20 protein-coding genes are annotated in these 24,156 nt (G+C 64.6%); 9 read left to right on the top strand and 11 right to left on the bottom strand.

The window, feature by feature from the left end; translation table 11 throughout:
- The first annotated feature begins 1 nt into the window (after position 1).
- Both YY7_RS0113630 and YY7_RS0113625 read left to right on the top strand, forming a co-directional pair.
- Positions 2 to 736, top strand: coding sequence for an SDR family NAD(P)-dependent oxidoreductase (locus YY7_RS0113630; protein ID WP_028163745.1), 735 nt, complete (start codon positions 2 to 4; stop codon positions 734 to 736).
- Between the two features lie 61 nt (positions 737 to 797).
- On the top strand, positions 798 to 1,166 hold the full coding sequence (locus YY7_RS0113625; protein WP_028163744.1) for a CsbD family protein: 369 nt from the start codon (positions 798 to 800) through the stop codon (positions 1,164 to 1,166).
- Between the two features lie 116 nt (positions 1,167 to 1,282).
- Here YY7_RS0113625 and YY7_RS0113620 read toward each other — a convergent pair whose 3' ends face one another.
- Positions 1,283 to 2,956 carry an SGNH/GDSL hydrolase family protein gene (locus YY7_RS0113620; RefSeq protein ID WP_028163743.1) on the bottom strand — a complete coding sequence of 558 codons (1,674 nt, stop codon included), beginning with the start codon at positions 2,954 to 2,956 and terminating at the stop codon, positions 1,283 to 1,285.
- 147 nt (positions 2,957 to 3,103) lie between these two features.
- Complete coding sequence (locus YY7_RS0113615) at positions 3,104 to 4,438, bottom strand: lytic murein transglycosylase (protein ID WP_245287272.1); 1,335 nt, start codon at positions 4,436 to 4,438, stop codon at positions 3,104 to 3,106.
- Positions 4,439 to 4,680: 242 nt separating this feature from the next.
- On the opposite strand from YY7_RS0113615, the gene YY7_RS0113610 reads away from it, so the two are divergent.
- Positions 4,681 to 5,562, top strand: a complete 882-nt coding sequence (locus YY7_RS0113610; protein WP_028163741.1) for a UTP--glucose-1-phosphate uridylyltransferase — start codon at positions 4,681 to 4,683, stop codon at positions 5,560 to 5,562.
- 172 nt (positions 5,563 to 5,734) lie between these two features.
- Here YY7_RS0113610 and YY7_RS0113605 read toward each other — a convergent pair whose 3' ends face one another.
- A complete protein-coding gene (locus tag YY7_RS0113605) occupies positions 5,735 to 7,228 on the bottom strand; it encodes a GGDEF domain-containing protein (protein ID WP_028163740.1) in 1,494 nt (497 codons plus the stop codon).
- A 137-nt stretch (positions 7,229 to 7,365) separates the two neighbouring features.
- On the opposite strand from YY7_RS0113605, the gene YY7_RS0113600 reads away from it, so the two are divergent.
- A complete protein-coding gene (locus YY7_RS0113600; RefSeq protein WP_028163739.1) occupies positions 7,366 to 7,644 on the top strand; it encodes a DUF7662 domain-containing protein in 279 nt (92 codons plus the stop codon).
- Between the two features lie 101 nt (positions 7,645 to 7,745).
- Here YY7_RS0113600 and YY7_RS0113595 read toward each other — a convergent pair whose 3' ends face one another.
- Positions 7,746 to 10,622, bottom strand: coding sequence for an EAL domain-containing protein (locus YY7_RS0113595; protein ID WP_028163738.1), 2,877 nt, complete (start codon positions 10,620 to 10,622; stop codon positions 7,746 to 7,748).
- Between the two features lie 119 nt (positions 10,623 to 10,741).
- On the bottom strand, positions 10,742 to 11,743 hold the full coding sequence (locus YY7_RS0113590; protein ID WP_028163737.1) for an NAD(P)H-quinone oxidoreductase: 1,002 nt from the start codon (positions 11,741 to 11,743) through the stop codon (positions 10,742 to 10,744).
- A 154-nt stretch (positions 11,744 to 11,897) separates the two neighbouring features.
- Between YY7_RS0113590 and YY7_RS0113585 the strand changes: the two genes are divergently transcribed.
- Positions 11,898 to 12,089, top strand: coding sequence for a DUF1192 domain-containing protein (locus YY7_RS0113585; protein ID WP_028163736.1), 192 nt, complete (start codon positions 11,898 to 11,900; stop codon positions 12,087 to 12,089).
- Positions 12,090 to 12,356: 267 nt separating this feature from the next.
- On the opposite strand, the gene YY7_RS60275 is transcribed toward YY7_RS0113585, so the two are convergent.
- Positions 12,357 to 12,548: a hypothetical protein gene (locus YY7_RS60275; protein ID WP_155255154.1), complete on the bottom strand. Its 192-nt coding sequence runs from the start codon at positions 12,546 to 12,548 to the stop codon at positions 12,357 to 12,359.
- Between YY7_RS60275 and YY7_RS0113580 the strand changes: the two genes are divergently transcribed.
- The gene (locus YY7_RS0113580) at positions 12,547 to 13,059 is read left to right on the top strand and encodes a DUF1465 family protein (RefSeq protein ID WP_028163735.1); all 513 of its coding nucleotides are present in this window, start codon (positions 12,547 to 12,549) and stop codon (positions 13,057 to 13,059) included. The two genes, YY7_RS60275 and YY7_RS0113580, sit on opposite strands and share 2 nt — an antisense overlap.
- A 169-nt stretch (positions 13,060 to 13,228) precedes the next feature.
- Here YY7_RS0113580 and rpmE read toward each other — a convergent pair whose 3' ends face one another.
- Entirely contained in the window at positions 13,229 to 13,456 is a 228-nt protein-coding gene (rpmE, locus tag YY7_RS0113575; RefSeq protein ID WP_028163734.1) for a 50S ribosomal protein L31, read from the bottom strand.
- Between the two features lie 185 nt (positions 13,457 to 13,641).
- Here rpmE and YY7_RS0113570 point away from each other — a divergent pair, with 185 nt between their 5' ends.
- Positions 13,642 to 15,501, top strand: a complete 1,860-nt coding sequence (locus YY7_RS0113570) for an ABC transporter ATP-binding protein/permease (RefSeq protein ID WP_028163733.1) — start codon at positions 13,642 to 13,644, stop codon at positions 15,499 to 15,501.
- Between the two features lie 18 nt (positions 15,502 to 15,519).
- Here YY7_RS0113570 and YY7_RS0113565 read toward each other — a convergent pair whose 3' ends face one another.
- From YY7_RS0113565 to YY7_RS0113555, 3 genes are all read right to left on the bottom strand, one after another.
- On the bottom strand, positions 15,520 to 15,969 hold the full coding sequence (locus YY7_RS0113565) for a GNAT family N-acetyltransferase (RefSeq protein ID WP_028163732.1): 450 nt from the start codon (positions 15,967 to 15,969) through the stop codon (positions 15,520 to 15,522).
- 133 nt (positions 15,970 to 16,102) lie between these two features.
- On the bottom strand, positions 16,103 to 17,131 hold the full coding sequence (locus YY7_RS0113560) for a peptidoglycan -binding protein (RefSeq protein WP_028163731.1): 1,029 nt from the start codon (positions 17,129 to 17,131) through the stop codon (positions 16,103 to 16,105).
- Between the two features lie 123 nt (positions 17,132 to 17,254).
- The gene (locus YY7_RS0113555; RefSeq protein WP_028163730.1) at positions 17,255 to 18,256 is read right to left on the bottom strand and encodes a hypothetical protein; all 1,002 of its coding nucleotides are present in this window, start codon (positions 18,254 to 18,256) and stop codon (positions 17,255 to 17,257) included.
- A gap of 590 nt (positions 18,257 to 18,846) precedes the next feature.
- Here YY7_RS0113555 and YY7_RS0113550 point away from each other — a divergent pair.
- Both YY7_RS0113550 and YY7_RS0113545 read left to right on the top strand, forming a co-directional pair.
- Positions 18,847 to 20,058: an efflux RND transporter periplasmic adaptor subunit gene (locus tag YY7_RS0113550; RefSeq protein ID WP_155255152.1), complete on the top strand. Its 1,212-nt coding sequence runs from the start codon at positions 18,847 to 18,849 to the stop codon at positions 20,056 to 20,058.
- Between the two features lie 6 nt (positions 20,059 to 20,064).
- On the top strand, positions 20,065 to 23,217 hold the full coding sequence (locus YY7_RS0113545) for a multidrug efflux RND transporter permease subunit (protein ID WP_028163728.1): 3,153 nt from the start codon (positions 20,065 to 20,067) through the stop codon (positions 23,215 to 23,217).
- Positions 23,218 to 23,327: 110 nt separating this feature from the next.
- Here YY7_RS0113545 and YY7_RS0113540 read toward each other — a convergent pair whose 3' ends face one another.
- Entirely contained in the window at positions 23,328 to 24,119 is a 792-nt protein-coding gene (locus tag YY7_RS0113540) for an inositol monophosphatase family protein (RefSeq protein WP_028163727.1), read from the bottom strand.
- Between the last annotated feature and the right edge of the window lie 37 nt (positions 24,120 to 24,156).

The following is a 24,156-nucleotide window of genomic DNA, read 5'->3' as shown; positions in this document are numbered from 1 at the left end:
GATGAACGAGCTCGATTTCAGCGGCAGGCAGGTTCTCGTGGTGGGCGGCTCCAGCGGCATCGGCAACGGCATCGCGCAAGCATTCCGCGCCAACGGCGCGCGCGTGCATGTCTGCGGCACGCGCGCCAAGGCGAGCGACTATTCGGCAGAGGAAGGTTCGCATCTGGAGGGGTTGGAGTACTCGCAGCTCGACGTCGGCGACGCTCGTGCGATCGAGCAATTCAAGCCGACCTTCGACCGGCTCGATGTGCTGGTGCTGGCGCAAGGCGCGGTGATCTACCGCCGCGGCGAGTTCGAGATGGAGGGCTTTCGCAAGGTCATGGAAGTCAACCTCATGAGCCTGATGGCGTGTGCGACCAAATTCCAGGCGATGCTGAGCGCGAGCAAGGGCTCGCTCATCATCGTCAGTTCGACCGCCGCCTATCATTCAACGATGGGAAATCCCGCCTACAACGCCTCGAAGACCGGCGCGGTCGGACTGACGCGGACGCTTGCCGAGGCCTGGGCCGAGGATGGCATCCGCGTCAATGGCATCGCACCGGGCCTGGTTGATACCAAGATGACCAAGGTGACGACGGCGAACCCGAAGCGGCTCGAAGGCGCGCTGGAGCGGATTCCGCTGAGGCGGCTCGGCACGCCGCAGGACATGGCGGGAGTCGCACTGTTCCTGGCCTCGCCGCTCGCCGCCTACATCATCGGCCAGACCATCGTCGTCGATGGCGGGTTGATTTTGTAGGCACAGGAACCGCGGCTGGGCTCGCCGGTTACTTTCCTGGAGAAGGAGAGGAGTGACCGCGATGGATACTGATCGGATCGCTGGTGCCACCAAGGAGTTTGCCGGCAAGGCGGAAGGCACCGTCGGTGAAATGGCCGGTGACAGCAAGACGGAAGCATCAGGCCGCGCGCGCGAAGCCGCCGGCACGGTGCAGAATCTCTATGGTCAGGCCAAGGATGCCGCGCGCGACGCCGCGGACACCGCCGTCAACTACGCCAGGGATGCTTACGAGAATCGCGGCGAGACCGTTCGAAGCGGCCAGCAGGCGCTGACCAAGACCGTGCAGGACAATCCGATCGGCGCCTTGCTGGTTGCCGGCGGCCTCGGTTTGGCGCTCGGGCTATTGCTGTCGCGCCCGCCGCGCCGTCCGCCACCGCGCTGGCGCTATTAGCCGTCGTTCCAGGGCGCCGCGTAGGGGGCAAAGCGAAGCGTGCCCACCGCCTAACATTCCGCTCGCGATGGTGGGTATGCTTACCTTTGCCCACCCTATCTTTGGAATGACTGCCGTCACCATCTCATGAAATTGCCGAACGGCGCTTCCGCGGATCGTCCGACATCCGCCGGTGGACGTGGAACGATCGAGGCCGGCGGCCGCGGCGGCGCTGTCTGCTGACGTGGCCCGGTGGCAGGCGGCGAGCCGAAGCCGAAGAAATCGCCAAAGGTCGAGGCAGGCGGCGGATTGGGCTGGGCCGGCCGGAACACACGCTTCTGCGCTGCCGGCTTTGGCGGTGCGGGAGCTGCCGCCGCCGGCGCTGTTCCGGCGCCCGCACCTGCGCCAGTCCCCTCGGGGGTGGTCGCGGCAACCGGCGTTTCTCCCTTGGCCTGCTCGCGACCGATTTCGCGGCGCGGCCAGGCAAAATCGTCGGCGCGGCCGGCGGGTGGCGCGAGCGGTTCGCCCTTCACCAGGGTTCGTGCCGTGAGCGGATCGACCGCGGCTGGACGCGAGCCGGGGCCGCCGAGCAACTGATCGGTGCCGACGGAGGAGGCGACCAGCGGCACAATTGGTCCCGCCAATGGCCGCGCAGGCTGGCCGGGCGCAGCATTGGCGTCAGGCGTCGCCGGCTCGGTCGGCAGCGCGACCGGTGTGGAGCGGGCGAGCAGCCGCGTCACCTCGCGGTCCACATAGTGCGCCAGCTTGCGCGCGCCGGCCTTGGTGAAGAAGACGCCGTCCGAGGTGCGGAGCTGGCGAATCTGGCCTTCGAAATCCGGGCCCTTCTGCATGAAGCGACCGGCCTCGTCGACGAAGCCATCCCAGACATCGACGTAGGTGATGCCGGCCTTGGCCGCGCTGTCCCGGTACAGCGAATCCAGGAACAGCATGTCCGACGTTCCCTTCTGGCCGCGGATCGCCGGCAGGCCGACCCACAACACCGGCACGCCCTTGCTCTTCAGCACGCCGATCAGTTCATCGATCTTCTTGTTGTAGAGCTCGACCCAGCGTTCGTCGCGGAATTCATAGACGCCGTTTGCCGAACGCGCGCTGCGCTCGGGCGCCGCGGCCTGCGGCGCGTCGGCGGCATCCTCGGGTGATAATTCGGCATCGACCGGCTTGTCGTCCGGCTTGGCGGCGCCATCCGAAGGCTTGGCGTCCTTCTTCTCGGTTTTCTTGTCGTCCTTCTTGTCGACGACAGGCTCGCGGATCGAAACGCGGTCATTGAGACCGAGTATCACCACGATCGCATCCGCTTTTTCGGTGGCGAGGATGCTCCGCGCGGCGGCGGCCCAATCGGAGGGCTCGCCCTTGGGCTGGTATTTGATCAGGCCGGACACGGTCTTGTGCTTGCGGATCACGCCCATGTCGGGCTGTTCGGAATAGGTGTCCTCGAGGCCATAGGCGAGCCAGTCTGCCATGGCATCGCCAAGCACCAGCACGTTGCGCTCCGGCGCCGTGTCGCGCTTCGCCGGCGGTGGCGCTCGCGAAAAATCCTGACGCGGCGCCTGTTGCTGCTGTTGTTGCTGCGGCGGCGCATGCTGGAAGGGAGTGAAGAAATCCCCGCCGAACCAGCCGCCGCCATTGTTGCGCGGCGCCGAGCGCTGCGGTGGACCGCCAAAGCCCGGAAAGCCGAAGAACTGCGCCGAGGCGGGGCCGGCGATCCCGACCAGCAGCGCGATCGCAACCGCGAGCGCGACCAGCGGGCCGCTCTCGGTGAACATGCGCAGGAAGGACTTTGGCTTCGGCATCAAAGCTCGGTCGAAATGGATTTTGAGGACAACGCCATACTACCGGAATCGGGCCTCAAGCGGGCATATTTTCCAGCATGGATCGGGCATCCGCCCAGGTCGTCAAGGCGGCGGCCAAATAGCGGTATTTGGGTGATTTTTGGGGTCTTATCGCCCTCTCAGGCGCTCCAGCATGTCGGAAGTGGCAAATCCGTCGGCGGGCGTGCCGATCGAGGCCTGGAAACTGCGCAGCGCTTCCCTGGTCTGGCCGCCGATCTGGCCGTCCGGCGTGCCGCGGTAAAAGCCGCGCTGGGCGAGCAGTTGTTGCAGTTCCAGCCGTTCGGCCCGCGACAGCACCCGTTCCTGGCGTGGCCAGGGCTGCACGAAGGGCGGCGCGCCGCGCAGGCGGTCGGCAAAATGGCCGATCGCCAGCGCATAGGCCTCCGCCGGGTTGTACTTCATGATCACCCGGAAATTCTGCATCATCAAAAAGCCGGGGCCTTCGGCGCCGGCAGGGGCGAGCAGATAGGCCTTGTCGGTCGAGCGCGGGAACGGCTGGTTGTTGGCGCGCCGCAGTCCAAGCTGCTGCCATTGCGCGAGCGTCATCGCCTTGGCACGGTCGGCCATCATGTAGTTGAAGTCCTTGGGAACCACGACTTCGTAACCCCAGCTCTGCCCGGTCTGCCAGCCGTCCTTTTTCAGGTTGTTGGCGGTTGAGGCGATCAGGTCGGCCGGGTTGTCGACGACATCGCGCCTGCCGTCGCCGTCACCATCGACCGCGTAACGCTTGAAAGCGGTCGGCATGAATTGCGTCGGACCGAACGCGCCGGCCCAGGAGCCGCGGAGCTGCTCGGGCCGAAGATCGCCGCGATTGAGGATCTCCAGCGCCGAGAGGAATTCATCCTTGAAGTAGGCCTGCCGACGGCCGATGCAGGCGAGGGTGGCGGTCGATTGCACCACGCTGCGGTCACCCATCTGGGTCGAATAATTGGATTCGATCCCCCAGATCGCCGCGACCGCGTAGCGGTCGACGCCGTAGGCTTTTTCCGCGGCGTCGAATTGCACCTTGTATTTGGCGAGGATCTCGCGGCCCTTGGCGAGACGGTTGTCGTTCACGAGGATGTCGAGATAGTCCCAGATCGCCTTGGTGAATTCGGGCTGCGAATCGAGCAGATCCATGATGCGCAGGTCGGGCGTGAGTCCGGCGGTGAAGCGCTCGAAATTCTCGCGTGTGACGTTGCGTCGCGCCGCATCGGGCCACATCGAGGCGACACAATTGTCGAAATTGGCCGCCGCCTGCCGGATCGCGGCCGCCGTCATCAATGGGTGACCCGAAGCGCCGTCCTCGCCGCTCCATGGCGGAGCAGAGCTATCGCCAGTGGCGGCCGCGGGCGGTGGTGAGGGGTTGGGTCCCGAGAAGAGGTTGCCGAACAGATCCGCGAGCCCACCCTGGGACTGGGCCAAGGCCTGATTGGAAACAAGCAGAACCGCCGCGATTATCATCGCGCTGGTTCGGCTCCTGGTCGCTGTTCCCGTCCGCCGCATGGCTCGATCTGCCCGTTCCAACGATTGGTTCAGAAGGCCTTGTGACGGTTTCCAACAGCTTAACAAAGGCGAGATTTTGTTTTGATCGGTCACAACGACAAAAGCGACGCGGCATCACACATCCGCCTTTGTTCCCGGCTGCAAACCGGATAGCAAGGTGCGATACCTGTCTCACACATTTCAAGGCGCCCGACATTCCCATGAAAATCCGTAAAGCCGTCTTCCCCGTCGCTGGTCTCGGTACCCGTGTCCTGCCCGCCACCAAGGCAATGCCGAAGGAAATGCTGACCATCGTCGACAAGCCGCTCATCCAATACGTGTATGACGAGGCGAAGGAGGCCGGGATCGAGCATTTCGTCTTCGTGACCGGCCGCAACAAGGCCACCATCGAGGACCATTTCGACCGGATGTTCGAGCTCGACAGCACGCTGGTCGCGCGGGGCAAGAAGGCGGAGTTGGATGTCCTGGCGCAGTATCAGCCCGAAGCAGGTGCCGTCAGCTTCACCCGGCAGCAGGCGCCGCACGGGCTCGGCCACGCGGTATGGTGCGCCCGCGACATTATCGGCAATGAACCTTTCGCAGTGGTGCTGCCGGACGAACTGGTGCTGAACACGCCGGGCTGCCTCGCCCAGATGATCGAGGCCGCGAGCAAGCTCGGTGAGAAGTCAAACCTGATCGCGGTCGAGGAGGTGCCGGACCATCTCACCCACCAATACGGCATCTGCGGCGTCGGCCCGCGCCACGCCCATCCCACCATGTTTGAGATCAACGGCATGGTGGAGAAGCCGCCGAAGGGCACGGCGCCATCCAACCTCTCGATCACCGGCCGCTATATTCTGCAGCCGGAGATCTTCAAAATACTCGAGACGCAGGAGCGCGGCGCCGGCGGCGAGATCCAGCTCACCGACGCGATGATCGGCCTCGCGAAGACGCAGAAATTCTACGGCGTCGAGTTCGAAGGCGAGCGCCACGATTGCGGCTCCAAGGCCGGCTTCCTGCGCGCCAACATCGCCTATGGCCTGCGCCGCCCCGAACTGCGCGAGGGACTGATCGCGGAGATGAAGAAGTATCTGGAGAAGTGACGGCGAGGAGTTCGCTCGCGCTGTCATCATCCGCGCGCAGGCGGATGATCCAGTATCCGGCGATGCTGGTGATTGATCTCTGAAGCCAACGCGTGCTGGATGCCCCGCCGGAGCCTGTCATCGGGCTCGCTGAAGGCGAGACCCGGTGGCGGGGCATGACGGCTGTGGTGGCTCAGGCCACGAGCGACATTGTCTGCAGACTTGCGACCACACTCTGGTTGCGGCCATTGGCCTTGGCGGCGTAGAGCGCCCGGTCGGCGGCTTCCACTAGATCGGTCCAGTTCTGGCCGGCCAGAGGCGTCAGGCTCGCGACGCCGATGCTGACGGTGGTGATGGTCTCTCCGTCACACCATTGTTCGACCTTGCGGCGGATCATCTCCGCCACGCCGAACGCTTCCACGGCGCTCTGGCCGGGCAGCAGCACGGCGAATTCCTCGCCGCCCAGGCGTGCCGTGCAATCGCCGGCGCGCCGGACCGAATCCGAGATGCAGATCGCGATGCCAACCAGCACCTGGTCGCCGGCCTGGTGACCATAGGTATCGTTGAAGGCCTTGAAATGGTCGGCGTCGATGATGAGCAGGGCGAGCGGCGTCTCATGCCGGCCGGCGCGGCGCCATTCCGTATCGATATCGGCGTCGAACTTGCGCCGGTTTCGCAAACCGGTCAGCGCGTCGGTGGTCGCGAGCTCCTCGAGCTTCTCCTCGGCCTCGGCGCGGCGGCCGATCTCGCGCGCCAGAAACAGCGTGGTGCCGAGCACGAACAGGACCAGTGCCGCCATGATGGCGCCGATCCGGGTCGCCTCCTTGCGCCACAGGCTGAAGACGCCGTCCAGCGGCTTTCCGACCACGGTAAACAGCGGGCCGTTTCCGCTGCGGCGAACATAGAGCCGCGGGGTCTGGTCGATCGGGCCGGCACCGGCATAGGAGCCGTTGTTCTTCAGGTTGTCTGGAGTCCAGTTGCGCCGCCCCGCCAGGTTGGTGCCGATGACATCGAGATCGAACGGCGTGCGCATGATGATCGTGCGGTCACGACGCAGCACGGTGATGGTGTCGCCGGGGGCAAGCGTCAGCCGTCCGAACAGTTCGTGGAAATAGCTGAAGCGGATCGAGCCCGCGACGACGCCGAGAAAACTTCCGTCTTCGCCGCTGATGCGCCGGCTCAGCACGATCGCGTAGGCGCCGCGGTGGAGCATCGGCTTTGAGATGTAGAGGCCTGTGTAGGGCTGGTCGCGATGGATGTGGAAATATTCTTCGTCGCTGCGGTTCTCGATCAGGGGATCGAGCGTCGATGCATCGTCTACCAATTGCCCCGTGCTGTCGAAGACCTGGATCGCGCCAAAGTGCTTTGCGGTGGCGGCGTGGTCGAACAGGATCAGGTGCCGGACCTCATTGCTGACTTCCTTGATCTCCGGCATCACCATCGCGCCGGCAACCGCGCGCAGCGAGAGGTCGTACAGTTCGATGTTGCGGCTGATATCGGCGTCGATGCCGGCGGCGAGGTTTTCCAGCGTCTGCCGTGCCAGCTCTTCCTCGCCGCGGCGCATGTCGAGCATGACGCTGGTGCAGATGGTGGAAAAGCCGATCACGGTCGCGACCGAGGAAGCGATCAGGAGCTTCGTCGATAGCCGCCAGTGCCGCTTTGCTTGTTGTCGCCGTTCGTTTGGCATGTTTGGTCCCGGGCCACCCTTCATGCACCGGAAACATTGTTGCCGCCTTAAACGGCGACAGCGAACTGCGAATGGGTTAACGGTTGGTTGGTTCGACTGACAATTTTCGGCAATGACGTGAATTCAAGGGACCTGAGGTGAACGATTACGGCCCATTGCGGGACTATCTGAAGAGGCAGACGCTGACCGAACTGGTGCTCAGCTTCGAGGAGATCGAGGCCATCATCGACGCGCCGCTGCCGCGCGCGGCGCAGCGCGCCTCCTGGTGGGATAGCCTGCGTAGTCCACAGGAAAGGATGCCGCAGCGTGAAGCCTGTCTCGAAGCCGGCTACGTCGCCACGCGCCAAGCCGACGGCAACAGCGTGAAGTTCAAGCGGCTGCCCCAGCGTCGTTCCCGCGCAGGCGGGAACCCCTAACCACAGGGCGTTGTTGTTAAACTCGCTGTGGCTCCAGCGTGCTGCAAAATGCACACTTGTGGTTATGGGTCCCGGCTCTAGGCCGGGACGACAGCGGAAGATCAGCTCGCGGCTTCCAGCCGCTCCTCGGTGAGCAGGCGCATTGCGGCGTCGGCATCCATCGGTTCGCCGAAGGCGAAGCCCTGCGCGTATTCGCAGCCGAGCTGGTAGAGCTCGACCGCATCCGAATCCGTTTCCGCGCCTTCCGCCACCACGTCCATGCCGAGGTCGTGGGCGAGCGCGATGATCGATTTCAGGATCACGGGCCGGGTGCCGCGGCTGGTGGTGCGGACGAAGGACTGGTCGATCTTGATGGTGTCGAACGGGAAGCGTTGCAGGTAGGACAGCGAGGAGTGGCCGGTGCCGAAATCGTCCAGGGAGAGCCCGGTGCCGAGCTCGCGGATGCGCGCCAGCATCTGCGCGGCGTGCTCCGGATTCTCCATCACCAGCGATTCCGTCAATTCCAATTTCAGCGTGCCGCGTGCCACCGAGGAGCGCGACAGCACGGTCCTGATGTCGTGGATCAGGTCGTGGCGTAGCAATTGCCGTGAGGAGACGTTGACGGACGCAAAGATCGGCTCGCGCGAGCGCATCGCGCGTTGCCAGATCGAAAGCTGCCGCGCGGTCTGGTCCATCACGAACGTGCCGAGGTCGACGATCAGGCCGATCTCCTCCGCGATGGAGATGAATTCGGACGGCGACATCCGCCCGAGCTTCGGATGATCCCAGCGCGACAGGGCCTCGAAGCCGGCGATCGAGCGGTCCTCAAGGCGCACGATCGGCTGGTAGAGGATGGTGATCTCCTGCCGCTCGATGGCGCGGCGCAATTCGCTCTCCAGCGTCAGCCGGTCGGTCTTGCGCGCGCGCATCGCCGGCTTGTAGACGTCGATGCGGTCGCCGCCGATGCGCTTGGAATGATACATCGCAAGCTCGGCGTCCTTGATGATCTCGTCGGTGAGCTGCGTCTGCGGGTCGGAGAGCGCCAGCCCGATCGAGGCGGTCAGGAAGATCTCGCGGTCGTTGAAGGCGATCGGGGCGCGGATGGTCTTGCGGATGGTCTCGGCAAAGGCGGTGATCCGCGCCGGGTCCTGCTCCGACAACAGGATCAGGCCGAACTGGTCGCCGGCCAATCGCGCCAGCGTGTCCTGGGGTTTGAGGATGCGGGTCAGGCGGCGCGCCAGCGTCAGCAGGATGGAATCGCCGACCGCCATGCCGACGGAGTCGTTGACCTGCTTGAACCGGTCGAGGTCGATCACCATCAATGTCGGCCGCAGCGTCGGCACCGTCTTTGCGAGATTGGCGACCGCGCTGAGCCGGTCCATGAACAATTTGCGGTTGGGCAGGCCGGTCAGATTGTCGTGGACCGAGTCATGCAGCATCCGCTCTTCGGAGTTCTTGATGTCGGTGACGTCGGTGAGTGTGCCGACGACGCGCGAGACCTCGCCGTCGGAGCCGACGACAGGCCGCGCCTTCAGCGCGAACCACATGAAATGGCCATCCGGCGTGCGCAGCCGGAAATCCTGCACCAGGCGGCCACGGCGCTGGTCGAGCACGCTGTCGAGCGCGGCACGGAAACGGTCCTGGTCGAGCGGATGCAGCACCTCGAGCCATGTCGCCGCCGGTCCTTCCAGCGTGCCGCGCTTCAGGCCAAGCAGGGCCTCGGTCTCTGGGCTGGTGAACACCTTGTCGGCGGAGACGTCCCAGTCCCAGATCAGGTCGCCTGAGCCGGTCAGTGCCAGCGCCCGCCGCTCGACATCGGAGACGACGCCGGTGGTGGCGCCGCCGCCGGCAAACGCGTGCTGCATCACCGTGAAGCCGATCAGCATCACGATCAGCACGAGGCCGCCGAGCAGCGCCGGGCCGACGATGTCGTTGGTGACGCTGCCCGCCACCGTCATGCCGGCCGCGACCACCCAGACCACCAGCAGGAACCAGGTCGGGATCAAGAGCACGGCGCGATCGAAGCCGTGGGTCGAGAGATAGACGATCAGGGCAAAGCCGGCGAAGGCGATCATGACGAGCGACATGCGCGCGATGCCGGAAGCCACCGCCGGATCGAACAGCGCCAGCGCCACCAGCGATCCCAGGAACAGCAGCCAGCCGATGGTGATGTGGGAATAGCGCACATGCCACCGGCTCAAATTGAGATAGGCGAACAGGAACACGAGCAGCGTCGCCGCCAATATCGCCTCGCCCGCCGCGCGCCAGACGCGCTCGGCGTTGTTCGACATGTCGAGCACCTTGCCCCAGAAGCCGAAATCGACGCCGATATAGACCAGCACCGCCCAGGCGAGCGCGGCTGCCGCCGGAAACATGATGCTGCCCTTGACCACGAACAGGATCGTCAGCACCAGCGCTAGCAGGCCGGAAATACCGATCACGATGCCCTGGTAGAGCGTGAACGAGTTGACCTTGTCCTTGTAGGACTCCGGCTCCCACAGATAGAGCTGCGGGAGCTTGTCGGTGCGCAATTCCGCGACATAGGTGACGACCGCGCCCGGATCGAGCGTGATGCGGAAGACGTCGGCAGTCGGGCTTTCCTGCCGCTCGGGACGGTCGCCGACCGACGGCGTGATGGTGGCGATGCGCGACAGGCCGAGATCCGGCCAGAACAGGCCGGATGAGACGATGCGGTAATGCGGCGCGACGATCAGGCGGTCGAGCTGGTCGTCGGTATTGTTGGCGAGCGCGAACACCACCCAATATTGCCCGCCCTCGCGGGCCCGGACCTCGATGCGGCGGACGATGCCGTCGGTGCCGGGCGCGGTCGAGACCTGGATGCGGTCGGTCTCGCTGCGCTGGTGGTCGAGAACGGCGGTGAGATCGATCGCGGGCGCGTCGCTGCGGACGCTGACGGCGTCAACTGCGCGCGCCGGAGCGGCGCCGACAACCATCATGAGGGCCAGCGCAAGCGGCGCAAGCCACCTGATCAGACGCAATGTCAGTACTCCGCGCTTTCACGATTCATGCGGGCGAACCAGCGCCCCGCCGCTCCCGGATAAATGCCACGAAAGCGAAGGAAATCAAAGGGTTTCCGGCTAGGCCGGCAGTGGAAGCGTTAAACGACCAACACAATTTTGCCAATATGTGCGCTGGTTTCCATTCGCCGGTGAGCGTCGGCTGCCTTTTCCAATGGGAAAGTGCTGTCCATCAGCGGCTTTACCCGCCCCTCGCGGAGTAGCGGCATTACCTTGGCCTCGATCGCCGCGACCATTGCCGCCTTGTCCGCATTACTACGGGGGCGGAGCGTCGAGCCCGTATGGTGCAGGCGCTTCACCATTAATTTCGCGAAATTGGCGCTCGCTTTTGGCGCTCCGGCCAGGAAGGCGATCTGCACGATTCGCCCTTCGACGGCGGCTGCGTCGTAGTTGCGGTCGATATAGTCGCCGCCGACCATATCGAGGATGACATTGGCGCCGGCGCCATCGGTTGCGGCCTTCACCTCGGCTACGAAATCCGCGGTCCTGTAGTTGATCGCGCGATCGGCGCCAAGCTTGAGGCAGGCCTCCGCCTTGTCCTGCGAACCGACGGTGACGATCACCTTGGCGCCGAACGCCTTCGCAAGCTGGATCGCCATGGTGCCGATGCCGGAGGAGCCACCATGGATCAGCAGCGTCTCGCCTTTTTGCAGGCCGCCGCGCTCGAACACATTGTGCCACACCGTCATCAAAGTTTCGGGAAGCGCGCCGGCTTCCTCGATCGATAGCGACGGCGGCACCGCCATCGCCTGCCCGTCCTGCGCGATGCAATATTGCGCATAGCCGCCGCCGGCGACCAGCGACATCACGGTGTCGCCGACCTTGTGCCTGGTGGCACCGGGACCGACCGCCACCACTTCGCCTGATATCTCGAGGCCGGGCAGGTCGCTCGCGCCGGGCGGCGGCGGATAGGAACCGGAACGCTGCGCCACGTCAGGCCGGTTGACCCCGGCCGCCTTCACCTTGACCAGGATTTCGCCCTGGCCCGGTACCGGCACCGGGCGCGTCTCCGGCAGCAATACTTCCGGCCCGCCGGGCTTGCTGATGCCGACGACGGTCATTTGCGCGGGCAGCTTTTCCATGGTTTTTCCTTGGCGAAATGGGAGGATTCCAGACGCGGCACGTTGATTACCCAGCCTGCATCGCGCTGGCAACCGCCGCAACGGGATCGTGACAGAGCATGGCCGGAAAGTGGAGACCGGCTTTCATACTTGAAGCAAAGCACGGAGAACGCGCATGGCGATGGAAGATGACGACCGGCCGAGGAAGAAGATTTCGCACGAGATCGGGCAGGACCTGTCGCTGCTCTCGGTCGAGGAATTGACCGACCGCATCGCGATGCTCTCGGCCGAAGTGGAGCGCCTGCGCGAAGCGATGACAAAGAAGCGCGCCTCCAAGGAAGCCGCCAACAGCTTCTTCAAATCGTAGCGCTCACCCGTAGCCCGGATGGAGCGCAGCGCAATCCGGGACCGGTGCATCCGGCTCGCACCGATCCCCGGATTGCGCTGCTCTCCATCCGGGCTACGAAACTGGTATCCTGTCCCAAACTAGGCCAATGGCCGATATGGCAAACGAAGCTTAAACAAAATCGCTCATTTACGATCAATTAAGCTTTCTCGTTTATGACTGCATCGTCCTCGTTTGGACACCGAGTGGCTCCTGTCCACTCTGTTTGACGCCTCCCTGTTATCAACTTCAAAGCCGCCGGAAACGGCGGCTCTTTTTTGGCTTTGTCACAGGCTTGTCGTCGCCGCCATGCGGCCGGAAACCATAAATCCGGATGCGGCTGGACTCTTCGCCCGGCAAGCGCAATGATTTGTTCATCATAAAGCTGGCGCCAAAGCTGGCGGTGTTCAAAATTAAAAGTGGCGTGAGGGCGTTAACCATGCTGGAGCGGTCGCAAAGCGATTCCGCACTTGTTCTGTTCAGCGAGCGGCTGACCAATTCTGCGGCATTCGGAGCCTTGTTCCGTGAGGGCATGGACCTGGTCGAGGAGACCGCCGCCTATCTCGATGGCGACGGCCGCGGCCAGGCCAAGGCGCTGGAACGGTCCGTCAGCCTGACCTACGCGACCGAAAGCATGCGCCTGACCACCCGTTTGATGCAGCTTGCGTCCTGGCTGCTGCTGCATCGCGCGGTGAAGGAAGGCGAGATGACGCTGACCCAGGCCAATCGGGAGAAGACCAAGGTCAAGCTCTCCGCGGCAGATCCGGGTCCGGCGGAACTGATCGAGAAACTGCCGCAACAATTGCAGGACCTGATCACCCGCTCGATGGACCTGCAGGCACGCGTGCGCCGGCTCGACACCACGATCCATGCGCCGCCCGCCGATCGCGCCGCGATCGGCAACCCGCTGGTGCCGCAGCTCAACCGCCTGAAGGCTGCGTTCGAACGGTAACTGCAACTCTAACCGTCATTGCGAGCGTAGCGAAGCAATCCATAGCGCCGCGGGGTGACATGGATTGCTTCGCTGCGCTCGCAATGACGCGTGGAAACAAAAAACGCCCCTGATTTGGCAGGGGCGTTCGTTGAACGTCGAAAAGGAAGAAGGAAGCGCAGTCTTGCGTTCAGTCCTTTTTCAAAAAGCCGGAAAACTTCTTCTGGAACCGCGACACGCGGCCGCCGCGGTCGAGGATCTGCTGCGAGCCGCCGGTCCAGGCCGGGTGCGACCTGGGGTCGATGTCGAGCTGCAGCTTGTCGCCTTCCTTGCCCCAGGTGGAGCGGGTCTGGTACTCGGTGCCGTCGGTCATCACGACCGTAATCGTATGATAATTCGGGTGAATATCGGCTTTCATGGCAGTTCCTTCGGCGCGCCGGCGCCCGTCGCAAGTGGTCCAAAGATACGGGATTTGGGCCGCTCTATAGCGTAAGGAAACCCGCAAAACAAGCCACCGGGGATCACCGGATTAGGACTCTTCCGGATTTGCCAGCCGCTTCCGCGGGGCCTATCTGGAAAACATAAAAACTGGTCCTTGTCCCGATGAGCGCAGCCGAACAGCTTGACCACCCGCCCAGCCCGATGCCGCCGCGGCGCGATGCGCTGCTCGAAGGCGAAGCGCTGGTTGAAGCCACCTTGACCGAGACGGAAGGGAAGAGCCGCGCCAGGCTGAAGCCGCTGCTGGCGCTCGCGCCCTATGTGGCGCGCTACCGCGGACGGGCGATCCTCGCTTTTATTTCTCTGACGGTTGCGGCGATCACGACGCTGATCGTGCCGGTCGCGATCCGGCGCGTGATCGACTTCGGCTTCACGGCCGAAGGCATCGCCATGATCAACAACTACTTCAGTGTGATGATCGCGGTGGTGGCGGTGCTCGCCGGCGCCAGCGCCTCCCGCTATTACCTGGTCATGACGATCGGCGAGCGCATCGTCGCCGATCTCCGGCGCGACGTGTTCGCGCATCTGATCTCGCTGTCGCCGTCCTTCTTCGATTCCGCGCGCAGCGGCGAGTTGGTGTCGCGCCTGACCGCCGATACCACCCAGATCAAATCAGCGGTCGGCGCCTCCGTGTCGATCGCGCTCCGCAACATGATGCTGTTCCTCGGTGCCGCCGCGATGATGGTGGTGACCAGCCCGAAGCTTTCCGGCTTCGTGCTCTTGGCGATCCCGATCATCGTGATCCCGCTGGTCGCGTTCGGGCGCTGGGTGCGACGCTTGTCGCGCAATGCGCAGGATACGCTCGCGGACGCCAGCGCCTATGCTTCCGAGCTGGTCGGCGCCATCCGGACCGTGCAGGCCTTCACCAGCGAGCGGCTCGCCGCCACGCGCTTCGGTGGCGAGGTCGAGCAGGCCTACGACGCGGCGCGCAGCTCCACCCGCGCACGGGCCGTGCTCACCTTGATCATCATCTTCATCGTGTTCTCGAGCGTGGTCCTGATTCTCTGGGTCGGTTCGCACGACGTGCTCGCGGGCGCGATGACGCCGGGACGTTTGGGCCAGTTTATTCTCTACAGCGCCTTTGCTGCGAGCGCCCTCGGCCAGCTCAGCGAAGTCTGGGGCGAAATCTCCGCAGCTTCCGGTGCTGCCGAGCGGCTGTTCGAGATCCTGCGGGTCAAGCCGGAGATCACGGCGCCGGCCGCGCCGCTCGCGCTGCCGCAGCCCGCGCGTGGTGACGTTGCGTTCGACAATGTCAGCTTCGCCTATCCGACGCGGCGGTCGGTGAAGACCGTCGACGGTGTCTCGTTCTCGGTGCGATCAGGCGAGAAGGTCGCGATCGTCGGTCCCTCCGGCGCGGGCAAGAGCACGCTGTTCCATCTGTTGCTGCGCTTCTATGATCCCGCCTCGGGCACGATTTCGTTCGACGGCGTGCCGATCCGGCAGGCCGATCCAAGCGTGGTGCGCTCGCGCATGGCATTGGTGCCGCAAGACACCGTGGTGTTCGCAGCGTCGGCGCGCGAGAACATCCGTTTCGGGCGGCCCGATGCTTCCGATGCCGAAGTCGAGCGCGCCGCCGACCTCGCGCACGCTACCGAATTCCTGCGCCGGCTGCCCGGCGGCTTCGAGGCCCAGCTCGGCGAACGCGGTGTCACATTGTCGGGCGGCCAGCGCCAGCGCATCGCGATCGCACGCGCGATCCTGCGCGATGCGCCGCTTTTGCTGCTCGATGAAGCCACCTCCGCGCTCGACGCCGAAAGCGAGACGCTGGTGCAGACCGCGCTGGAAGAATTGATGCGCCACCGCACCACACTGGTCATCGCACACCGGCTCGCGACCGTGCTCTCCTGCGACCGCATCCTGGTGATGGAGCATGGCAGGATCGTCGAGCAGGGCACCCATGCCGAGCTGGTTGCTGCCAACGGGCTCTATGCGCGGCTGGCGAGGTTGCAGTTCGAAGGGATTTGAGAGCTCACGATCTCGGCTCTACGGCTTCCACCGCATCTTCAATACCGGACGTCCTGACGTCGGGTTGACGTCCTCGCCTGCATGCACAAAGCCGTTTCGTTCATAAAAACGGATGGCCCGCGCATTGTCCTTATTGACCAGCAGCGTGACGCCATCAGGCGAAAGGCGCTTGGTTTCATCGACCAGCGCGCTTGCCAGCTTTGAACCCCAATGCGCGGGATCGACCACGAGCTGGTCGAGATAGCCGCTTGCATCGATGGTGACGAAACCGATCAGCGCGTTTGCCTCTTCCGCGACGATGATGGTTGCCTTCGGCACCAGTTCGCCGCGCCAGCGCTCGCGCCACCACGCCACGCGCGCATCGAAATCGATCGTCGGATAGGCCTGCTGCCAGGTTCGCCGCCAAAGCTCGATCGCCGCGTCCTCGTCCTCGGCGCGATAGGGGCGGAGGTCAAAAGCCCCGCTCAAGCTGCCACCAACGCCGTCATGCCCGGGCTTGTCCCGGGCATCCGCGTCCTTCCTGCTCGCGACGCCAGAGAACGTGGATGGCCGGGACAAGCCCGGCCATGACGCTGTGGCGAGAGCCTGGCCAACATCGCCGTTACCGTTCCGTCAGCTTCAGTTCGATGCGGCGGTTACGCTTGTAGGCGTCTTCCGTCTGCGCTGTGTCGAGCGGCTGGAATTCGCCAAAGCCGGCGGCGACGAGCCGCTGTGCGGGCACCCCGAGCGAAACCAGATACTGCACCACCGAGATCGCGCGTGCGGCGGAGAGATCCCAGTTCGACTTGAACACCGGGCTGTTGATTGGCCGCACGTCGGTGTGGCCGTCGACGCGGAGCACCCAGGCGATCTCGCTCGGGATCTGCTTGTCGAGGTCGATCAGGGCAGCCGCGAGCTTGTCGAGCTCGGCGCGGCCTTCGGGCAGCAGCGTGGCCTGTCCGGTATCGAAGAAGACTTCGGACTGGAACACGAAGCGGTCGCCGACGATGCGGACGTCTGGCCGGTTGCCCAGGATGGCGCGCAGGCGGCCGAAGAACTCCGAGCGGTACCTCGACAGTTCCTGCACCCGCTGCGCCAGCGCCACGTTCAATCGCTGGCCGAGATCGGCGATGCGCCCCTGCGATTCCTTGTCACGTTTCTCGGAAGCATCGAGCGCTTCTTCGAGGGCGGCAAGCTGGCGACGCAATGCGCTGATCTGCTGGTTCAGCACTTCGATTTGCGCCAGCGCCCGCGCGGAGACCAGCTTCTCGGAATCGAGCGCCTTGGTGAGCTCGGTGGCGCGGCCCTGCGCGTCGCTGCCGGCATTGGCCAGACCCTCATAGAGGCCCTTGACACGGTCGCGCTCGCCTTCGGCCGAGGCAAGTCCGGCGCGGAGCTGCGCGATCTGTTCGCCGAGGCTGAGCTTGCCGAGCTTTTCAAGCGACAGCATGTCGTTGAGCTGGGCGATCTTGGCGTTGAGCTGTTCCAGCGCCTTGTCCTTGCCGGAGACTTCCTGCGACAGGAAGAACTGCACCACCAGGAACACCGAGAGCAGGAACACGATCGACAGCACCAGCGTCGACAGCGCGTCCACGAAGCCCGGCCAGTAGTTGAAGCCGGATTCACCGCGGCGGGCACGGGCAAGGGCCATTTTGACTCTCTGCTAGCGTTAGCAAGGGTACCTCCAGGGAAGCCGCAAGTTACACCTCTCCCTCCGGGAGAGATAACCGTGTGGCTCTCGTCCGTCTTCAGGATCGACACCGTCCCCGTCTCTCTAACTCTTCTCCGGCTGACGCGCGAGGCGTTCGAGCAGGCGCTTGATCTCGCGGTTCTGTTCGCCCTGGCCGTCGGCCCATTCCCGGATCATCTGTTGCTCGGTGCGCATATGCGCAACCAATCCCTGGATCGCTTCGGCCAGATTGGCCATCGCCGCGGTGGTGCCGCGGGTTCCCGCGCCTTCCTCCACCGCGACACGCAGCCGCTCGATCGCGTGCTGCAGGTTGCCGCCACCACCTGCGGCGGCCACGACGCCGTCACCGGCGTATTCGCGCACTGTGGTCGCAAGCCAGTCCTCAAGGTCGGTATAGAAACGGTTCTGTGCCTGGCTGGATTGCAGGTCGAGGAAGCCGAGGATCAGGGAACCGGCGAGGCCGAACAGCGAGGACGAGAACGAGATGCCCATGCCGCCGAGCGGTGCGGCGAGGCCTTCCTTCAGTGTGTCGAACAGCGCGCCGGCGTCGCCGCCGACCTTCAATCCATCGATCACCTTGCCGACCGAGCCGACGGTTTCGATCAGGCCCCAGAAGGTGCCGAGCAGGCCGAGGAACACCAAAAGGCCCGTCATGTAGCGCGAGATGTCGCGTGCCTCGTCGAGGCGGGTCGCGATGGAGTCGAGCAGGTGCCGCATCGTCTGCTGGCTGATCGACATCCGCCCGCTGCGCTCGCCGCCGAGGATCGCCGCCATCGGCGCCAGCAAGGTCGGCCGCCGGTCGATCGCGAGCCCGGGATCGGCGATTCGGAAATTGTTGACCCATCGCACCTCGGGATAGAGCCGGATCACCTGGCGGAACGACAGGATGATGCCGATCAAGAGCACCGCGCCGATCAGCGCGTTCAGCCCCGGATTGGCGAAGAAGGCGACGACGATCTGCTTGTAGAGAACGATGCCGATCAGTGCGCACAGCACCAAAAATACCAGCATCCGCACCAGGAAGATCCGTGGAGAGGACAGTTTGCTGAGTTCGGTCTCCATGTCGGAGCGGGGAGAGGAGGGCATTGCCGGCATGTCCGTTGCGAAAAGCCGCGTTGGGCAGCCAATATGGCACAGCGGCCAAGGGAAGAAAGACAGGAAACCAGCGATTCGCGGCGGAAGCGGAATTGGGCGACGACCGCAGCAGCGTCATCCACCAAAATCGTCTGGTTCGGCAATGTTCCGTGCATCATCAATTGGGCGAATCGCCGACCTCGGCTTAGCGGGACGCGCACCCGATCCTCATTCGGCAGTGTCGCGCGAAGGCAGGGGACGGATGCCTGCACCGGATCGCTGGAGAGGGAGAAACCATCGGAAAACGCCGGAAGCCGATTCTCCCCGATGCGCGCTCGAGAAAATCGGGTCTCAGCCGCTGCGTCGGAGAAGGCGCAGTCCGTTACCCCCACAAGCTCCAATGGAACCGGTTTCACAATCCGGTGAATCGGAGAAAAATATGCTAATTCAATATGTTCTCCGTATGTGACATTGAGCCGCCGCCGCCATGTATTGCGTCGCAGCACCCCCACCTTATCCTGAATAGCGTGACAAGGCGGAGTCGGCAGAGACACCGCGTGTTCATGTGTGTTCAACAATTCAAACTCGGGGCGACGCTTTCAATGTCCGGACTACGCGCACGAACGGCATGCATTCTCCTGATGCTGGCCGCCACGGCGCCACTGCTGGCCGGTTGTGATGAGCCGACTGCGGCGACTGCTGCGTCGGATGCGGCGCCCGAACCCGAGGTCAGCATTGTCATCGCCAAGCCGCAGCCGCGCGCGGTGGTGCGCGAGCTGCCCGGCCGCGTCGCGCCGACGCGGGTCGCCGAAGTCCGCCCGCGCGTTTCCGGCATCGTCGTCGAGCGCCTGTTCCACCAGGGCACCGAGGTGAAGGCCGGCGATCCCCTGTATCGCATCGACCCGCGGCCATTCGAGGTTGAGGTGCAGTCCAATCAGGCTGCGCTCGCGCGCGCCAAGGCCGTGCTCGATCAGGCGGCCCAGCACGCGCATCGCGTTACCACGCTCTACAGCCAGAAGGCGATGCCCGAGGCCGAGAACGAGAAGGCGATTGCCGCGCAGCGCCAGGCCGAAGCGGATGTCGCGGCCCGCGAGGCGGATCTCGCGCGCGCCAAGCTCAATCTGGATTACGCCACCATCCGTGCTCCCATCGACGGCATCGTCGGCGCCGCCCTGGTCAGCGAAGGCGCGCTGGTGGTGCAGAACGATTCCACCTCGCTTGCGACCATCCAACAGATCGATCCGATCTATGCCGACTTCACCCAGTCGGTCACCGAGCTCAACCAGCTACGCCGCGCATTCGAGACCGGCGAACTCGACCGCATCGCGCCCGACGCGATGAAGGTGCGCCTGTTGCAGGACGATGGCACGATTTATTCGATTCCCGGCAAGCTCTTGTTCTCCGACGCCAAGGTCGACGCCTATACCGGGCAGGTGACCCTGCGTGGCGAGTTCCCCAATCCAAGGCGCGAATTGTTGCCGGGCATGTATGTGCGCGTGCTGATCGAGCAGGGCATCGATTCCGACTCGATCGCGGTCCCGCAGCAGGCGATTCAGCGCAATGGCGGTGGCGGCAGCGAGGTGTTCGTGGTCAAGGACGACGGTCGCGTCGCGGTTCAGCCCGTGCGTACCGGCTCGCTGCAGAATGGGCAGGTGTTCGTGACCGAAGGTCTGAAGTCCGGCGACCGCGTCGTGGTCGAGGGCTTCCAGAAATTTGCGGCAGGCGACAAGGTCCGGCCGCAGGCATTCACCGAGGCGGCGGATGCTTCGATCGTTGTGCCGGGGGAAAATAAAGCCGCGCAAGCGCTGCGGTGATCCGAGATGGCGAGCTTTTTCATCGACAGGCCGATCTTCGCCTGGGTCGTCGCGCTCTTCATCTGCCTGATCGGCGCGATCTCGATTCCGCTGCTGGCGATCGCGCAATATCCGATCATTGCGCCGCCCTCGATCTCGATCTCGACCAGCTATCCCGGCGCCTCGCCGGAAAATCTCTATAACAGCGTCACCCGGCTGATCGAGGAGGAGCTGAACGGCGCCTCCGGCATCCTGAATTTCGAATCCACCAGCGACTCGCTCGGCCAGGTCGAGATCATCGCCAATTTCGTCCCGGGCACCGAGACCAGCCAGGCCTCCGTCGAGGTGCAGAACCGCCTCAAGCGCATCGAGGCGCGCCTGCCGCGCGCCGCGATCCAGCAGGGCATCCTGGTCGAGGAAGCGTCCAGCGCGGTGCTGCAGATCATCACGCTGAACTCGACCGATGGCAGCCTCGATGAAATCGGGCTTGGCGACTTCATGATCCGCAATGTGCTCGGGGAAATCCGCCGCATCCCCGGCGTCGGCCGCGCCACGCTGTATTCGACCGAGCGCTCCTTGCGCATCTGGCTCGATCCGGCAAAGCTGGTCGGCTATGGCTTGACCGCCGACGACGTCAACAAGGCAATTGCAGCGCAGAACGCGCAGGTCGCCTCGGGCAGCATCGGCGCGGAGCCGGCGACGGACTCGCAACGGGTTTCGGCGCTGGTTCTGGTGAAGGGCCAGCTCTCTTCGCCGGACGAGTTCGGCGCCATCATCCTGCGCGCCAATCCTGATGGCTCGACCGTGCGCCTGCGCGACGTTGCGCGGCTTGAGATCGGCGGCCTCAGCTACCAGTTCCAGACCCGCCTCAACGGCAAGCCGACGGCGGGCCTCTCGGTGCTGCTGTCGCCGACCGGCAACGCGCTCGCGACCGCAAGCGCGGTGGAAGCCAAGATGAAGGAGCTGTCGCGCTTCTTCCCGGCCAACATCTCTTATGAGATCCCCTACAACATCACGCCCGTGGTCGAGGCTGCGATCGAGAAGGTGCTGACGACGCTGGTCGAAGCCGTGGTGCTGGTCTTCATCGTGATGTTCCTGTTCCTGCAGAACATCCGCTACACCATCATCCCGACCATCGTCGTGCCCGTCGCGCTGCTTGGCGCCTGCGCCACGCTGATGCTTCTCGGCTATTCCATCAACATGCTGACCATGTTCGGCATGGTGCTGGCGGTCGGCATCCTCGTCGACGACGCCATCGTCGTGGTCGAGAACGTCGAGCGCATCATGGCCGAGGAGGGCTTGCCTCCGAAGGAGGCGACCCGCAAGGCGATGTCGCAGATCACCGGCGCCATCATCGGCATCACGCTGGTGCTGGTTGCCGTGTTCATCCCGATGGCGTTCTTCCCGGGATCGGTCGGAATCATCTACCGCCAGTTCTCGGTCACCATGGTCGCCGCCATCTCGTTCTCGGCGCTGCTGGCGCTGTCGCTGACGCCGGCCCTGTGCGCGACGTTGCTCAAGCCGGTCACGGCCGGGCACGGCCATGGCCGCCGCGGCGTGTTCGGCTGGTTCAACCGCACGCTCGATGCCGGCCGCGACGGCTATACGCGCACGGTTGGATGGACGCTGAAGCGCACCGGACGGCTGATGCTGATCTATGTCGCGCTTCTGGTCGGGCTTGGCTGGGGCTTCATGCGGCTGCCCGGCGGCTTCCTGCCGGTCGACGACCAGGGCTTCATCACCACCGACGTGCAGACGCCCTCGGATTCCTCCTTCGCCCGCACCGAGGCCGCGATCGAGAAGGTCGAGAAGTATCTTTTGGCACGCTCCGCCATCGAGAACGTCACGTTTCTCACCGGCTTCAGCTTCCTCGGCCAGGGCTTCAACACCGCGCAGGCCTTCATCACGCTGAAGGACTGGTCGGAGCGCGGGCCGAAGGATTCGGCGGCCGCAATCGTCGCCGACATCAACCGCGACCTTTCATCGATCCGCGACGCCAAGATCTCGGCGCTGCAGCCACCTCCGATCGACAACCTCGGCAACTCCTCGGGCTTCTCGTTCCGCCTGCAGGACCGCGGCCAGAAGGGTTACGCCCAGCTCATGGCCGCCGCCGACCGCCTGATCGCGGAAGCCAATGCCAGCCCCGTGCTGCAGAAGGTCTATATCGAAGGCCTGCCGCCGGCGCCGCAGGTCAATCTGGTGATCGACCGGGAAAAGGCCGGCGCCTTTGGCGTCACCTTCGAGGACATCAACAATACGATCTCGACCAATCTCGGCTCGAACTACATCAACGATTTCCCGAACCGCGGCCGCATGCAGCGCGTCGTGGTACAGGCGGACAAGTTCACCCGCATGAATGCGGATGACATTCTGAATTACAACGTCAAGAACAACCGCGGGCAGCTCGTGCCGTTCTCGTCATTCGCCACGGTCGAATGGCAGAAGGGACCGACCCAGATCGCGGGCTTCAACTATTATCCCGCCGTGCGCATCTCCGGCGAGGCGCGAGCCGGCTATACCTCGGGCGATGCCCTGAACGAGATGGAGCGGCTCGCGAACAGATTGCCGCGCGGGTTCGGCTATGAGTGGACCGGACAGTCGCTGCAGGAGAAGCTGTCGGGCTCGCAGGCGCCGTTCCTGCTAGGCTTGTCGGTGCTGGTCGTGTTCCTCCTGCTCGCCGCGCTGTACGAGAGCTGGACGATTCCGATTGCGGTGCTGCTGACCATACCGCTCGGCGTCACCGGCGCGGTGATCGCCGCGAGCATGCGCGGGCTCGCCAACGACGTCTATTTCACCGTCGGCCTGATCACCATCATCGGCCTTGCCGCCAAGGACGCCATCCTGATCATCGAATTCGCCAAGGACCTGCGCGCCCATGGCAAGCCGCTGCTCGAGGCGACCATCGAGGCCTGTTCGCTGCGTTTCCGCCCGATCCTGATGACCGGCCTCGCCTTCGTGTTCGGCGTGTTCCCGATGGCGATCGCCAGCGGCGCCGGCGGCGCCAGCCAGCAGGCGCTCGGCACCGTCGTCATGGGTGGCATGATCGCGGTCGTGATCCTGGCGCTGTTGATGATCCCGGTGTTCTTCGTCAGCGTTCAACGCGTGCTGGCCGGCGACCGCGAGCCGAAGGAGGCGGCGCCACAGCAGCCGCATGCGGCGCCGGCACGGCCAACGCACTGACATGTCATTGCCGGGCTTGACCCGGCAATCCATCGCCAAAACGACTCTTTGCGAAGATGATGGATGGCCGGGTCAAGCCCGGCCATGACGACTTGGTTGCAAAGAAGCAACTATCCCAGCGGCTTCAAAATCTTCACCAGTTCGCCGTGCACGAATTCGTTACCGCAGACCACGTGTCCGGTTTGCAACGGATCGTCATTGCCCTCGATGCCGCTCACGGTGCCGCCGGCCTCGCGCACCATGATCTGCCCGGCTGCGATGTCCCACGGGGAGAGGTTGCGTTCCCAATAGCCGTCGAGGCGGCCGGCGGCGACGAAGGCGAGGTCGAGCGAGGCGGCGCCGAAGCGGCGGAAGCCGGCGACCTTGTTCTGCAGCACGGCCATCTCCTTCAGCGCCAGTCCATGGTCGCCGCGGCCGATATGGGGCAGGCCGCAGGCGACCACGCATTCGTCAAGCCTGCGGCGGCCGGCGACGCGCAGGCGCTGGTCGTTGAGGAAGGCGCCCTTGCCGCGCTCGGCGATATAGAGCTCGTCATTGGCGGGGTTGTAGATCACCCCCGCGATCACCGTGCCCTCGCGCGCCAGCCCGATCGAGATCGCGAATTGCGGGATCCCGTGCAGGAAGTTGGTGGTGCCGTCGAGCGGATCGACGATCCAGCTGTGGCTCTTGTCGGTGCCCTCGCGGGTGCCGCCTTCCTCGCCGATGAAGCCGTAGCCCGGGCGGGCCTTGGCGAGGTCGGTGTAGAGCATCTCCTCGGCGCGCTTGTCGGCCAGCGAGACGAAGTTCGCCGGCCCCTTCAGCGACACCTGCAGGTGCTCGATCTCGCCGAGATCGCGCTTGAGGCTGCGGCCGGCGCGGCGCGCGGCCTTGACCATGACGTTGATGAGGGCGGAATAGAGCATGATGGAGGGCTTGTCGGTGGGAAAACGGCCCAAGCGC

The sequence above is a fragment of the Bradyrhizobium elkanii WSM2783 genome, from assembly GCF_000472865.1.
GTDB lineage: Bacteria > Pseudomonadota > Alphaproteobacteria > Rhizobiales > Xanthobacteraceae > Bradyrhizobium > Bradyrhizobium elkanii_A.
The sequence above is the reverse complement of the archived record's forward strand: the minus strand, read 5'-3'. Positions and strand labels throughout refer to the sequence as shown.

Coding starts and splice junctions, on each gene's coding strand:
- YY7_RS0113545 (WP_028163728.1), top strand. CDS start 20,065: ATGGCGAGCTTTTTCATCGACAGGCCGATCTTCGCCTGGGTCGTCGCG.
- YY7_RS0113610 (WP_028163741.1), top strand. CDS start 4,681: ATGAAAATCCGTAAAGCCGTCTTCCCCGTCGCTGGTCTCGGTACCCGT.
- YY7_RS0113550 (WP_155255152.1), top strand. CDS start 18,847: ATGTCCGGACTACGCGCACGAACGGCATGCATTCTCCTGATGCTGGCC.
- rpmE (WP_028163734.1), bottom strand. CDS start 13,456: ATGAAAGCCGATATTCACCCGAATTATCATACGATTACGGTCGTGATG.
- YY7_RS0113590 (WP_028163737.1), bottom strand. CDS start 11,743: ATGGAAAAGCTGCCCGCGCAAATGACCGTCGTCGGCATCAGCAAGCCC.
- YY7_RS0113605 (WP_028163740.1), bottom strand. CDS start 7,228: ATGCCAAACGAACGGCGACAACAAGCAAAGCGGCACTGGCGGCTATCG.
- YY7_RS0113570 (WP_028163733.1), top strand. CDS start 13,642: ATGAGCGCAGCCGAACAGCTTGACCACCCGCCCAGCCCGATGCCGCCG.
- YY7_RS0113620 (WP_028163743.1), bottom strand. CDS start 2,956: ATGCCGAAGCCAAAGTCCTTCCTGCGCATGTTCACCGAGAGCGGCCCG.
- YY7_RS0113630 (WP_028163745.1), top strand. CDS start 2: ATGAACGAGCTCGATTTCAGCGGCAGGCAGGTTCTCGTGGTGGGCGGC.
- YY7_RS0113540 (WP_028163727.1), bottom strand. CDS start 24,119: ATGCTCTATTCCGCCCTCATCAACGTCATGGTCAAGGCCGCGCGCCGC.
- YY7_RS0113625 (WP_028163744.1), top strand. CDS start 798: ATGGATACTGATCGGATCGCTGGTGCCACCAAGGAGTTTGCCGGCAAG.
- YY7_RS0113615 (WP_245287272.1), bottom strand. CDS start 4,438: ATGATAATCGCGGCGGTTCTGCTTGTTTCCAATCAGGCCTTGGCCCAG.
- YY7_RS0113580 (WP_028163735.1), top strand. CDS start 12,547: ATGCTGGAGCGGTCGCAAAGCGATTCCGCACTTGTTCTGTTCAGCGAG.
- YY7_RS0113560 (WP_028163731.1), bottom strand. CDS start 17,131: ATGGCCCTTGCCCGTGCCCGCCGCGGTGAATCCGGCTTCAACTACTGG.
- YY7_RS60275 (WP_155255154.1), bottom strand. CDS start 12,548: ATGGTTAACGCCCTCACGCCACTTTTAATTTTGAACACCGCCAGCTTT.
- YY7_RS0113585 (WP_028163736.1), top strand. CDS start 11,898: ATGGCGATGGAAGATGACGACCGGCCGAGGAAGAAGATTTCGCACGAG.
- YY7_RS0113555 (WP_028163730.1), bottom strand. CDS start 18,256: ATGCCCTCCTCTCCCCGCTCCGACATGGAGACCGAACTCAGCAAACTG.